13 protein-coding genes are annotated in these 12884 nt (G+C 57.3%); 5 read left to right on the top strand and 8 right to left on the bottom strand.

The window, feature by feature from the left end; all coding sequences use genetic code 11:
• Window positions 1-16 precede the first annotated feature (16 nt).
• The 4 genes from aroQ to KQ940_RS15835 form a co-directional block, all read right to left on the bottom strand.
• A complete protein-coding gene (gene aroQ, locus KQ940_RS15850) occupies window positions 17-442 on the bottom strand; it encodes a type II 3-dehydroquinate dehydratase (protein WP_217414734.1) in 426 nt (141 codons plus the stop codon).
• A 21-nt stretch (window positions 443-463) separates the two neighbouring features.
• Window positions 464-1732: a TRAP transporter large permease gene (locus tag KQ940_RS15845; protein ID WP_217414733.1), complete on the bottom strand. Its 1269-nt coding sequence runs from the start codon at window positions 1730-1732 to the stop codon at window positions 464-466.
• A gap of 1 nt (window position 1733) precedes the next feature.
• A complete protein-coding gene (locus KQ940_RS15840) occupies window positions 1734-2207 on the bottom strand; it encodes a TRAP transporter small permease (RefSeq protein ID WP_217414731.1) in 474 nt (157 codons plus the stop codon).
• Between the two features lie 69 nt (window positions 2208-2276).
• The gene (locus KQ940_RS15835) at window positions 2277-3302 is read right to left on the bottom strand and encodes a DctP family TRAP transporter solute-binding subunit (protein ID WP_217414729.1); all 1026 of its coding nucleotides are present in this window, start codon (window positions 3300-3302) and stop codon (window positions 2277-2279) included.
• Between the two features lie 385 nt (window positions 3303-3687).
• On the opposite strand from KQ940_RS15835, the gene KQ940_RS15830 reads away from it, so the two are divergent.
• Together KQ940_RS15830 and KQ940_RS15825 are read left to right on the top strand one after the other, a co-directional pair.
• Window positions 3688-4539, top strand: a complete 852-nt coding sequence (locus KQ940_RS15830; RefSeq protein WP_217414727.1) for a shikimate dehydrogenase family protein — start codon at window positions 3688-3690, stop codon at window positions 4537-4539.
• 223 nt (window positions 4540-4762) lie between these two features.
• On the top strand, window positions 4763-5431 hold the full coding sequence (locus KQ940_RS15825) for a GntR family transcriptional regulator (RefSeq protein ID WP_217414726.1): 669 nt from the start codon (window positions 4763-4765) through the stop codon (window positions 5429-5431).
• A gap of 69 nt (window positions 5432-5500) precedes the next feature.
• Here the strand turns inward: KQ940_RS15825 and KQ940_RS15820 are convergent, their stop codons facing one another.
• The gene (locus tag KQ940_RS15820; protein WP_217414725.1) at window positions 5501-6433 is read right to left on the bottom strand and encodes an AEC family transporter; all 933 of its coding nucleotides are present in this window, start codon (window positions 6431-6433) and stop codon (window positions 5501-5503) included.
• 345 nt (window positions 6434-6778) lie between these two features.
• Between KQ940_RS15820 and KQ940_RS15815 the strand changes: the two genes are divergently transcribed.
• Together KQ940_RS15815 and KQ940_RS15810 are read left to right on the top strand one after the other, a co-directional pair.
• The gene (locus tag KQ940_RS15815) at window positions 6779-8629 is read left to right on the top strand and encodes a bifunctional sugar phosphate isomerase/epimerase/4-hydroxyphenylpyruvate dioxygenase family protein (RefSeq protein ID WP_217414724.1); all 1851 of its coding nucleotides are present in this window, start codon (window positions 6779-6781) and stop codon (window positions 8627-8629) included.
• A 176-nt stretch (window positions 8630-8805) separates the two neighbouring features.
• Window positions 8806-9168: a RidA family protein gene (locus tag KQ940_RS15810; protein WP_217414723.1), complete on the top strand. Its 363-nt coding sequence runs from the start codon at window positions 8806-8808 to the stop codon at window positions 9166-9168.
• Window positions 9169-9187: 19 nt separating this feature from the next.
• Here KQ940_RS15810 and KQ940_RS15805 read toward each other — a convergent pair whose 3' ends face one another.
• Window positions 9188-10027 (bottom strand): sugar phosphate isomerase/epimerase family protein, encoded by an 840-nt coding sequence (locus KQ940_RS15805; RefSeq protein WP_217414722.1) that lies wholly within the window; start codon window positions 10025-10027, stop codon window positions 9188-9190.
• A 21-nt stretch (window positions 10028-10048) separates the two neighbouring features.
• Window positions 10049-10864 carry a hypothetical protein gene (locus tag KQ940_RS15800; RefSeq protein WP_217414721.1) on the bottom strand — a complete coding sequence of 272 codons (816 nt, stop codon included), beginning with the start codon at window positions 10862-10864 and terminating at the stop codon, window positions 10049-10051.
• Between the two features lie 238 nt (window positions 10865-11102).
• On the opposite strand from KQ940_RS15800, the gene KQ940_RS15795 reads away from it, so the two are divergent.
• Window positions 11103-11783: a GntR family transcriptional regulator gene (locus KQ940_RS15795; RefSeq protein ID WP_217414719.1), complete on the top strand. Its 681-nt coding sequence runs from the start codon at window positions 11103-11105 to the stop codon at window positions 11781-11783.
• 26 nt (window positions 11784-11809) lie between these two features.
• On the opposite strand, the gene KQ940_RS15790 is transcribed toward KQ940_RS15795, so the two are convergent.
• Window positions 11810-12613, bottom strand: coding sequence for an IclR family transcriptional regulator (locus KQ940_RS15790; RefSeq protein ID WP_217414717.1), 804 nt, complete (start codon window positions 12611-12613; stop codon window positions 11810-11812).
• Window positions 12614-12884: the final 271 nt, after the last annotated feature.

Genomic DNA, 12884 nt, shown 5'->3' with positions numbered 1-12884 from the left:
CGCGAGTGACGGTGACTTACTTGAAGTACTCCAGCGCCAGCTCGTAACCGAGGGTGCCGAAGCCGGCCATCACCGCTTCGGCACGTCCGGATACGAACGAATGGTGACGGAAGGCTTCGCGCTTGTGCACGTTGGAGATGTGCAGCTCGACCACCGGGTGGTCGAACGCGTTCAAGGCATCGAGAATCGCCACCGAGGTGTGCGTGTACGCAGCCGGGTTGATGATGATGCCGTCTGCTTTTTCCCGCGCCTCGTGGATCTTCTCCACCAGCGCGCCTTCGTAGTTGCTCTGAAAAAACTCGATCTCCAGGCCCAGAGTCGACGCCCTCTTGCGCATCCGCTCCTCGACATCGGCCAGGGTCTCATGCCCGTAGATCTCCGGCTGGCGTTTGCCCAGCAGATTCAGGTTGGGGCCATTCAATACGTAGATCAGTTTACTCAAGGTTCCTGCTCCTTCTGTTTATCAGAACCCGAACACGCGCGGTAGGAAGGTCACCGTTTGTGGGACGAAGGTGATGATTGCCAATACTACCAGTTCTACCAGGAACAGGGGGAGAATGCGGCGGGAGATGGCGCCGATGCCGACGTTGGCGATGGAGTTCGACACGAACAGGCAGATCCCCATCGGTGGCGTAATCAGGCCGATCATCAGGTTGAAGATCACCACGATGCCGAAATGCACCGGATCGATCCCCAGGCTCATCGCGATCGGATGCAGAATCGGCAACAGGATCAGCATCGCCGCGATACCCTCGAGGAACAGCCCGACCACCAGCAGGATTGCATTCACCATCAACAGGAACATCCAGGGGCTGGTGATCTCCGCCAGCACCATCGCGCTGACCTTCTGCGGCACCTGGGAAAAGGTCAGCATCCAGTTGGCCAGCGATACCACAGCGATGATGATAAGGATCACCGACGAGTCGCGCATGGCGGTGACGAAGATTCTCGGTAACTGACGGATCTTCAGGCTCTTCAGGATAAACATCCCCGCCAGCAGCGCATAGCCGCCGGCCAGTGCGGCTGCTTCTGTCGGGGTGACGATGCCGGTCAGGATCGAGCCGACGATGAAGATCGGCATGAACAGCGGTACCCAGGCGTCGATCAACGCCTTGAAGCGATCCTTCCACGGCAGCGGATCATGCTGCGCCTCGAAGTGCCCGGCAAAGGTGCGGACATAGATCGACAGGCCGATCGCCAGCAATATGCCGGGCGCCACGCCGGCCAGGAACAGTGCCGGTACCGATACCCCCGAGGTGATCAGCGCGTAGATAATGACGGGAATGCTGGGCGGAATCATTGGCCCGATCACCGATGAGGCGGCGGTCAGTGCGGCGGCGAAGTCACGGGGGTAGCCCCGTTTCTCCATCTCCGGAATAAAAATTCGCCCAAGCGCCGAGGTGTCGGCAACCGCAGAGCCGGACAGACCGGCAAAGATCACCGACGCCCAGATATTGACCTGGGCAAGGCCTGCGCGCATATGGCCGACACAGGCGTTGGCAAAGGTGATGATGCGGCTGGTGATGCCGCTCTCATTCATCAGCTCGCCGGCGAGCACGAACAGCGGGATCGCCAGGATCGCAAAGGAATCCAGGCCGGCAAAGATACGCTGGCTGATCAGGCTGAGCGGGAAGGGGGTCTCGGTCAGGTGCGCCAAAACCGCCAGCAGGATCGCGAAAGCGATCGGACTGCCGATGATCAGCAGCACCAGAAGAATCAAGAAACCGGTCATATTACACCTCGATGCCGTTCTGCTTCGCTTTGAAATGGGCCGGGAGCTGGAGCAGGGCTGCGATGACCAGGCAGATGCCGCCGATCACCATGGCGGATTGGAACACACTCATTGGCAGGCCGGTGCCCGGTGCGTCAATGCCGCCCCTTTTCAGTACGAACTGATAGCCCGACCAGGCCAGCACGACACCGGTACCCAGGGCGATCAGGTCCAGCGCCAGATTCAGCAGTCGTTTGATGAAAGCGGGCACGCCGTATTCGAGAAAACCAAACTTGATGTGAATATCGTCGAGGTAGCACAGCACCATGCCGAACATGGTGCCGTAGATCATGCCGTATTTGGCAACCTCTTCGCTCCACTGCAACGGAGCGTTAAAAAGGTAGCGCATGAGGCTGCTGGTCAACACGACGGCGAAGACCACAAACAGTGAGCTTCCGGTCGCCAGTGCCAGGAATTTCTTATAGAGAGGTTTCATCGAGGGCTACCCTGGGATAGGCATTGACGAAAAAGCACCGGGGAGAACTCCCCGGTGCGTAGTGCAGGGCTAGTTGCTGGAGGCTTCTTTCACTGCCGCCAGCGCTTTGTCGATCCAGCTCGGATCGATCTGGGTTTTCAACCACTCCAGCACCGGAGGCTGAGCCGCCGCCTGGAACTTGGCCTGCTGTTCAGCGGTCAGCGCCGTGATCTCCATACCGTTCTTGGCCAGCTCGCCCAGCCCCTGGGCTGAGTTCAGCTGCTGAATCGCACGACCGACAGTGGCGGCGACTTTGGCGGCGCGCGCCACGATCTCGCGGTCAGTCTGCGACAGGCCTTGATAGAGATCGTCGTTGATGACGAAGAAGTCGGTGCCATATACATGACCATCCAGTGTGATGTACTTCTGGATCTCGTAGAACTTGTTACCGGCGATCACGCTGACCGGGTTCTCCTGACCGTCGACGACACCGGTGGAGAGTGCGGACGGCACTTCCGGCCAGGCGATCGGGGTCGGTTTACCACCCATCGCTTTCACCATTTCGACGAACAGCGGCACTGTCATGACGCGGATCTTCAACCCCTCCAGATCCTTCGGCTCCGTGATCGGATGCTTGGAGTTGGTGAAGTTACGGAACCCTGTCTCGCCATAAGCCAGGGTGCGCAGCCCGGTCTTGCCAAGGCAGTGTTTGCTCAGGTCCTTACCGAACTGACCGTCCAGAACCTCCCAGGCGATGGGAGCGGAAGGGAACAGGTAGGGGGTATCGAGTACCGCTGCTTCAGGGCAGACCTTGCTGAATGCGCCGGATACGAAGGCCATGCTGAGGGTGCCGTCCTGTGCCGATTGAACCAGATCGGTTTCGCCTCCGAGCTGGCCATTGGGGTAGACATTGACTGCGATTCTGCCGCCGGACTCTGCCTCTACCAGCTCTTTGAATACCTTGGCCGCAGCGCCTTTCTTGGAGGTCTGCCATTCGGCCGGGTCGACGTGGCCGAGGGTAAGTGTCACATCCGCAGCAAATGTCTGAGCGGCGAACAGGCCGGCCGCGGCCGCAGTGGTCAGAGTTGCGCAGATTTTTCTTGTCGTCAGTTTCATGCTGTTTTCCTTTTTCAGGAGGACTGCCGGGAGCGACCGGGTCAGCGTTCCTGCTTGTTATTGTTGAGGTAACTGTCTACGTAACTGCAGGTCAACATCGCATTCAAAGCGGAGCCATAGCCTGTTGGCTGACTGCTTTGCGATTCATGGGAGGCTATCAGTAACGTTGATTAAGGTCAATAATAGTGGTTTATTAAAAAAATCTCCTATATTTATGTAATTGCCATATAATGATTGGAGGTTTGGCTTAGCGAGTGAGCGATCCCGTTCATCTGGTGAGAGCCTGCGCAACACACTTTATTGATCGTCGATGCGGGTCTATTACAAGAGAAGAGCAGCGCATCGATAGCACCGAGCGGGTGTAAACAAGATGGGAGAACGCAGAATGATAAAGCTTGGCTTGATCGGTCAGTCGATCGCCAAATCCCGTGCCCCCGCACTTCATATGCTGCTGGGTGAGATCTATGGTCGCCCGGTCAGCTATGAGTTGCATGAGCCGCGTGATGCGAGCCGCGAAGCTTTTGCAGAGACGCTTGCCAAATTGCGCTCTGAGGGCTATCGGGGCACTAACGTGACCTTTCCCTACAAACAGATCGCCGTGTCTTATGCTGACCGGGTCAACGACGCGGTACGTCTGGTTGGCTCCACCAATACGCTGTCGCTCGCTGACGAGGTCTGCGCTGCCAATACCGACTACACAGGGTTCATACGCGGTTACCGCAGTCGTTTGGGTGATACGCCGGCGGGGCGAGTGTTGCTGGTAGGTGCGGGTGGCGTCGGGCGCGCGGTCGCATTTGGCGTATTCGAGCTGGGCGCGTCCGAGGTGCTGGTGTTCGACCTTAATCAAACAGGTGCAAAAGACCTCTGCAACTCATTGAATGCCGTCGGCTTCAAAGCGTCACCGGTGAGTGCCGAGATGCTGGCCGACGCCGCACGCTCCGCTGATGGCCTGGTGAACTGTACCCCGGTTGGGCATTACAAGACGCCGGGTAATCCGCTTCCCCTGGAGCTTTTTGGTGGTCAGCGTTGGGCTTTCGATGCGGTCTATACCCCGCTGGATACCGAGTTTCTCACCGCCGCGCATAGCAAAGGGTTGCAGTTGGTTTCGGGATTTGATCTGTTTTTCTACCAGGGGATCGACGCGTTTGAGATCTTTACCGAGATGCAGGTGGAACCGGCTCAAGCGTTGGAGGCGTTCAAGCGCAAGTTCGATATCCATAGCGAGTTGATCGTGTAGCGTCTCTGTTGTTTCTGTTGTTTCTGTTGTTTCTGTTGTTTCTGTTGTTTCAGGTGTGGGGATCTATCGTGTCAGCATTCCCAAGCCACGACCTTCGTGATTGGCGTCGGTCTTTTCGGGCTGCCATGTGCAGCCCGCTTTTTATGGTTCATCCCATCAACGCGCTTTAATAGGGTGGTTGGTGTAAAATCGCCCTATAGATAAGCGGGTGTCGGAGTCCGATATGAATATCAGCGTGGATCGTAAACTTGTCGGGCAGTCGGCGTATGAACAGCTCCGCAACGACATCATGCAGGGCAAGCTGCAGCCTGGCCAGAAACTCAAGTTGAATCTGCTGCGCAGTGAGTATGGCGTTAGCGTCAACACGCTGCGCGAAACTCTGATGCGTCTGGTCTCGGACGGCTTTGTCGAGGTTGAAGGGCAGAAGGGGTTCAAGGTTAAACCGGTATCCGTCGCCGACCTTGAGGAGCTGGTTGAGCTGCGCATCACGCTGGAGACCCTGGGGCTGCGCAAGTCGTTCCAAAACAACAACGACAATATCGACTGGAAAGCCAAGTTGATCAGCGCTCATTACCGTCTCAGCTGCATGGAGAAGCTGATGATGGAGGATGAGACCGCTCATGTGCAGGAGTGGGAGAAGGCGGATCGCGATTTTCACATGGCGATTGTCTCCAATTCCGGCTCCAGACAGCTGATGCGCTACCATGCCTCGATCTTGGAGTTGTCGATGCGTTATCAGCTGCTGGCGCTGAGTAAACGTCCCTTCCGCGGCGAGGCGGCCGCCGGTGAGCACCGGGAACTGCTGGATGCGCTGCTTGCAGATGATGTGGAGGGCGCTGTAGCGATCCTGACCGACCATATCAACAAAGGCACGGAAATCCCCAATATCTGATTACCGTACAGTCATGTAGACGAAAAGGCCGGGTAGCAAATGTCTCCCGGCCTTTTTGCATGTTGTCGATCAGGTGGCGATACGCAAGAGGAGGGTTATGGTGACGAAGGAGAGTACCGTGGTAACCAACAGGATGCTGGCGCAGATGTTACGCATGCCGTAATTACTGCCGATGATCGGGAAGATGCTCATCATCGGCATCGCCGCGACCAGCAATACCGCCAGTTCCAGCCGCTGGTCGAAAGGGGGCCAGAGCCAGAGTACCAGGGCGATCAGTAGCGGATGGATCAGCAGTTTGCCTGTTACCACAGAACCGATACTCAGGATGTTGCCGCGCATCTGATTACCAACCAGTGAGGCACCGATCACGAACAGCGCCGTGGCGGCAGAGGTGCGGGCCAGCATATCGAGACTCTGATTGAGTGTTTCCGGTAGTTTCAACGATAGGGCGGATGCCAGCAGGCCGGCACAGATGGTAATGATCAGCGGATTGCGTACTACACGTGAGAACACTGATTTCCAGATAGCGAGCAGGCTGGAGCCGTTTTCGCGGCCGCCGTATTCGATGATCACCAGGGCGATCGGCAGGATGAATACGTTTTCTACCATGATCGCCATGGCGAATGCTTGCGTCAGCGGCGGATCGAATACCTGCAGCAGTATCGGAAAGCCGATAAAGGCACTATTCGGGATCGACATCCCCATCCCCTTGACCCCGCTCTCCACCAGCGAATTTTTCAGTACCAGCTTATGAAACCCTATCCCGAACAGGAGTGATAGCAGAGAGCCTATGCCATATACCGCGAGGTAGTTGGTCTCGATGACGACACCAAACTCCATACGCGAGATCGTGCTGAACATCAGCGCGGGTAGTGCGAAATAGAGCACATAGCGACCCAGTCCCGGGATCGCCTCCTGCGACATCAGACCGGTTTTAACCGCGGCATATCCGATCGCGATCAAGATAAAGATCGGGGCGGTTATCGACAAAACGGCGAGCATCGTATCTCTCCATGATAAGCGGGCTGTAGAAAGCCGGGTGCTGGTTTTGCAAATCGAACAGTGCCGTACGACGGGCAAGCATCGGCTGATGAGAGGGAGGACTATTCTTAACTTTTATTCAGACTCTGTGAAATAAGCTTTTCGCATGCGCATATTCATAATTCGCTTAATCTCTAGACTGTCATCCGTAACTAGATAGTATCTAATTACAGATGTCGGTTAAACGGCAAAAGTATAGGATATAAATCAAATTAAGGGGTAGTGGTTGGCGTTACGCCAAGGTGACTGCTCCTGGCATTACATATACTGAGTACAGCAATCGCGGCTGGATAGTAGGAGAAAATAATGAAGACAGCGCTCGCTACCGTCACTCTGTCGGGCTCGTTGCCGGCCAAGCTGGAAGCGGCCGCGGCCGCGGGTTTTCAGGGTATAGAGATCTTTGAGAACGATCTGACCCAGTTCGACGGATCGCCCGCCGATGTTCGCCGTATAGCGCAGGATCTGGGACTTGAAATCATCGCCCTGCAGCCCTTCCGTGACATGGAGGGGATGCCAGAGCCGTACCGTAGCCAGAAGTTGCGCTATATCCAACGCAAGTTCGAGCTGATGCATGAGCTCGGTACCGATCGCTTTCTGATGTGCAGCAACGTCTCACCCTATGCCAGCAACGACCGCAGCCAGTGCGCGGCGGACCTGCATGAGATCGCCGAGTTGGCGGCGAAAGAGGGGCTGCGGGTCGGTTACGAAGCTCTGGCCTGGGGGCGTCATATTGCCGACTACGAAGATGCCTGGGATCTGATAAAACGGGCAGACCATCCCAACTTGGGTATCAACCTGGATACCTTCCATATGTTCGCACGCGGTAATACGCTGGATTGTCTGCGTGACGAGATCCCGGTCGACAAGATCGCCCTGGTGCAGGTCGCCGATGCACCGATCATGCAGATGGATGTGTTGCAGTACAGCCGCCACTTCCGCTGCTTTCCCGGTCAGGGCGACCTGCCGGTAGTGGAGTTCGTGCAGTGTCTGAAGGAGAAGGGGTTCGATGACTACCTGTCGCACGAGATCTTCAACGACGAGTTTCGCTCCTCATCGCCAAAGGAGAAGGCGGTCGACGGCATGCGCTCGCTGATCTGGCTTGAGGAGCAGACCAGCAAGCAGCCTAACCTGCCTGAGCCCGAGATCGTCGACGTCGAGTTCGTCGAGTTTGCCATCGAGGGCGACAGCGGCGAAGAGCTGATCCAGCTATGCGAGAGTCTCGGTTTCCGTGAAACCCATCGCCATCGCTCGAAGAACGTCAGCCTGATGCGCCAAGGCGATATCAACCTGATTCTCAACCGCGAGCCGGAGAGCCTGGCGCACGAACATTATCAGTTGCATGGCGTGTCGGTGTGCGCACTGGCGTTGGCGACCAACGATCTGAAGGCTATGTTGGAGCGCGCTGACCGTTATCACCTGAAGCGTTTTGCCAATCAAGCGGGGCCCGGTGAGCTCAATATCCCGGCGCTGAGGGGGGTCGGCGATAGCCTGGTCTACTTCGTCGAACGTAGCGGAAAGTTCCGTTTCTTCGATATCGACTTTGTACCGGTCGGCGACAAGAGCACTGGATTGGGCTTGGCGCGCATCGACCATATCGGTCAATCGGTAGCCAATACCGATTTCCTGTCGACCTCCTTCTTCTACAAGTCGTTGTTCGATTTCACCATAGAACCGAGCCAGGATCTGCCGGATATCTACGGCCTGGTGGTTAGTCGGACTGCGGAGAGCCGCAATGGCAGGGTGCGTATACCGATCAATATGAGCGAGGCTCGGCAAACCTCCCCACAGCGCTTTATACAGCGATCCAAGGGGTCCGGGTTCCAGCAGATCGCCTTCGAGTGTGAGGATATCTTCACCGCGGCGGCGGGAGTCGGGGCAAATCGGGTGCTGCCGGTACCGGCCAACTACTACCGCGATATTGAAGCCAAGTTTGGCTTGGAGCCGGAACTGTTAGTGCGGTTGAAGCAGCATAACCTGCTCTACGACCGCAACGAGGAGGGGGGAGAGTTCTTCCATTTCTATACCGTGGAAACCCATGGTGTCTTTTTCGAGGTGGTGCAGCGCAAGGGCGGCTACAACCGCTATGGAGAGGCGAACGCCCATATCCGATTCGCTGCCCAGGCGCGCCAGAACGCACTGCAGGATGCACTGGAGTAGTCCTGATCGCGTCAGCAGACTGCAAGAGTTGACGCATCATGGGTTTCCCGTCGATCGCCTGGCAAAGCTGATCTCTGCCAGGCGGTTGTCGTCCGGTCTTTCGGTTTATACTGCGCAGCGGCCGGTCAAGTGAATCCCGGCGTCAAGTTTCACTTACTCTCAAGAGCGTTAACTGAATGAAGATCCACAGAATCAATCCAACCAGGCGGTGGTCCGATATCACCGTGTTCAACGGTATCGCCCACTTCGTAGAAGTGCCGGAGGCTGATCTTGCGGCGGGTATCGAGCGCCAGATTCAGCAGATCTTCGATCAGGCTGAGCAGTCGCTGGCGCGCATCGGCAGTGACAAGACACGGATCCTGTCGGCGACGATCTATATCACCGACTTTGCCAACCTGGCGGCGCTCAACGGGCAGTGGGACAACTGGTTCCCGGAAGGCACGGCGCCCAGTCGTGCCTGCGTCAAAGCAGAGCTGGCGAGCCCTGACTACCTCGTGGAGATCGCCTTTGTCGCGGCAGCAGGGGACGCGTACCAGTAAGCGGATCAGTTCGGCGTGGTTATCCGTTTAACCGCTCCAACAGCCACTCCCGCGCCTTGACCGCGTGCTGGATAGACTCGGCAGGTGGCGTAGACAGGTATTTGTCGTTGTAGACATCGAAGACGAAGTCGCCGGTGTAGCCCCTGTCCATACAGTATCTGACCAGCTGGCAGACGCCGACGCCATGGCTACCCTCGCCAGGGTAAAGGCGGTGGTGTCGGGCAATATCGATCTGATCCTCCACCAGCGGGACCGAGGTCATGGCGAAATCGGAAAGTTGAACCAGACTGATGGCTGACGCGGGGATATCATCCAGCCGCTCCGGACTGTGAGTCTGGGCCATCAACTGATAACTATCGATGACCAGGCCCAGATTTGCTGAGTCGGCACGCTGGATCAGCTCCATAGCTGCGGCATAGGTGTTGACACTGGGTGACCAGGATAGGGGTTTGAAACCTATGCGCACCCCCTTGGGCGTGGCCAGTGTGGCGAGGGCTCGCAGGTCGGACGCGATCTTGTCCATGTCATGCTTGACGTGTACCGATGTGGCCGGTGTCACGATCAACAGCCGACAACCCAGCTTATGCATCAGCTGGATATAGGATTTGGCCAACTCCATTTTATACGCCAGTATCCGACCGGAGTGGCCGCCGAAGTCTTTGATCTCCTGCAGGGCGCTGATCCGGACACCGCTCTGCTGGAGCCGGGAGACCGAGCCGGACACCCCATCGGGTGAGCCGGACAGATCCAGAGCGCCAAGTTCGACCGAGCTGAATCCTGCTGCTCTAATCGCCTCGAGTTTCTCCTCCAGCGTGCCGGTCAGGCTCAAGGTGCTGATAGCAAAATTGGGTGCTGTCATGGTATGCGTCTCCTGACCGGCTCAGCTGGCAATGTGAATTCGGATCGATAGGATATCGGAGGGCGATAGAACCTCGAATACCCCTTTCACCCCTTCGACCGCCTTAAGCTGGAGCCCCTGTTTGGCCAGGTGACGCTTAAGCTTCTCCAGGTCGGCAGTGGAAAACACCAGCGTATCGATCCGCTCGTCGACCAGATCAGGACGACCGCTGTCCTGAAGGCGAAGGAGGGTATGAGTATCGATGACGAGGCAGTCTGCCGCGTCTGACTGCAATCCAAACAGGTGGCGGAAGAAATCACGCCAGGGGGCCTGACGCTCAGGCTCCATCATCAGTCCCAGCTCTGTGAGCTCTTGTAGCAGGCCCGGATCTTCAGTTTCATCCGGAACTGCTTTGAAATCGATGTCATAGATGCTGATGCCTTCGGCATAACGGTCGATCAGATAGATCTGGGAACCGCCGATCGCTTCGATCGCCGGGATGTTGAGCTCCATGGCGCCTGCCGATGTGGCTGTCTCCCAGGCGCCGCGGGCAACCAGGTTTTGATAGGCGCTGCTGGCGTTGGGCGTACGCAAACCCAGCGCGCAGACTGCACTACCCTGACGTGTGGCGTAGTCGGCAGCAAAGCTACCCTCGGTAGAGTTGACCAGCAGATTGATCGTGCCCTGGCGAAAGAGCGTAACCTCCTTGCTGCGATGTTTTGCTTGTGCTCTGAAGCCCAGGGAAACAAGGAACGCCTCAACTGCTTCTCGATTACGGGTTGCTATCTCGACGAACTCCACACCTTCGAAAACAGGTGCATCCTGGCTGCTGCAACGCTCGAAATAGTGGTCAGGCATGAGGTGACTCCCTATGGATAACAGTGAGGCAGGCGTCCCTCAGTATAGGTGAGAGATTCCTCTATATAGTAGCTGCGGTACATTTTATATCCTATAAAAATATATAGGTAGTACCTAATATGGTAGATGATACTTGTTGGTGCTGATGTCGATAGCCGCATCTATGCTATGCTCTCAATTTCGGGGGGTCGCATCGTTATAGCGGCTTCCAGTCAGTTTCTGCATGAGATGGCGCAACATGAACGCTCCCGACAGCAACAGTACCTATCAGCAGCTCCGCAACGATATTCTCGACGGCTCCATCGAGCCCTCGAGCAAGCTCTCCATTGCCCAACTCAGCAGCCGTTACAGCTCCAGTGCCGCGCCGGTGCGCGAAGCGCTGTCGCGGTTGGCGGCCGAGGGATTGGTTATTCGCAAGGGGCAGCGCGGATACTGGGCGGCGCCGGTGTCCGTGGATGAGTTTGTCGATGTGGCGCGCTTGCGGGAGATGCTGGAGGTAGATGCCTTTCGGCAATCGATCCGACATGGCGATCTGGACTGGGAGGCCAATATTGCCGGCGCACGCCATCGTGAGCTGACCGTGCGGCGCAATGCCGAGGGGCACTACAGTGAGCATGCCGGAGAGCTGATTCGGGAGAATCGGCGCTTCCATATGGCGCTAATATCCGCATGTCCGTCGGTATGGCAGCTGCGATTCATATCGACGCTGTACGATCAGTCGGAGCGTTTCCGTCGTCTGTCACTGATCAGCCTGGCCGATACGACTCCGGGCGGAGATGAGCACGAGGTGATCATGGAAGCCGCGTTCCGGCGTGACGAGGAGGAGGCTTGCAGGCTGCTGAAGATGCATATTGAGCACTCCAACCAGCGTGTGATCGATACGCTGTTCCCTGAGCGGAGCTCGAGCGGCGCCCGCTGACGGGAAAAACACACTGTCGGGATCGATCAGCTGGCGCTGTGCAATGCAAGTGGCTCGAGATAGGCGATAAGGTCCGGCAGGGAGGAAAGTTTTTCCGCATACGCCAGCAGCTGGGGTAGGTGCTGCTCCATCCGATCTTCGGTCAAGCGTGCACTGGGGCCGCCGATACTGAGCACGGCGACAGCCGTGCCACTTGAGGGCGCCCTGACTACGGCGGTAATTGCGGACATCCCCGGTGACGACATATTGACCGCCTTGCCATAACCGCGCTGGCGTGCCAGTCGTACCTGCTCCAGCACTTCGCTGAAGCTGCCGGGGCAGTCCGGGCCGTGCAGTTCGGGCTCAATCGGGCCCTGGGCGGCGATCAGGCGAATCGCATCGTCGTCGCTGAACTGGGCCAGCCAGGCGAATCCGGTGGCGGTGCAGTAAAGCGCTGCTTCGTCACCCGATTCCGGATCGTAACGCAGGGCGCCGGTCGCTCCCTGCGCCTTTAGCATGAACACCGGGCGAGCGCGATCGATGACCGCCAGGCGTACCAGTTCATGACACTCCCTGGCCAACTGGTCGAGAAGAGGCTGGGCACTGTCGACCATACCGCAGTTGGCGAGCAGCTGAATTCCGGTATCGGCAAGGCGATAGGTCAAACGATACTGACCGCTATCTGCCCCCTGTTCCACGTAGCCCAGTTCGATCATTTCGCCGAGCATTCTGTGAGCACCGCTTTTCGGCATATTGGCACTGTCCGCCAGTGTTTGCAGGCTCAATCCCCTGGGACTCTCGGCCAGTAGCTCGATGATATGCAGTGCGCGTGGTAGCAAGCTGGCGGCCATTAGGGTTCTCTATACTCTTATACTTGGGCAGGTTTCAATTTGGAACAGGGTTCATATTGGAACCTCTTTTGCCAGGTGCTGCAAGTTGGCGTGGGGGCGTTGCGGATCCAGGGGCGTCGGAAAAGCCCCGGTCAGGAATGTGCTTCTGACCGGGGCAGGGCTTACTTGCTGGACTTGCGCTTGAACAGTTTCATCAGCGGCGTCTGGCTGACGAACACCAGGGTGATGATCGAGAACAGTACGATCGACAGCGGGCTGGCGAACAGGTTGC

Source organism: Marinobacterium ramblicola (assembly GCF_019084545.1).
GTDB lineage: Bacteria > Pseudomonadota > Gammaproteobacteria > Pseudomonadales > Balneatricaceae > Marinobacterium_D > Marinobacterium_D ramblicola.
Note: the sequence above shows the minus strand (reverse complement) of the source record. Positions and strands in the feature narration are given on the sequence as shown.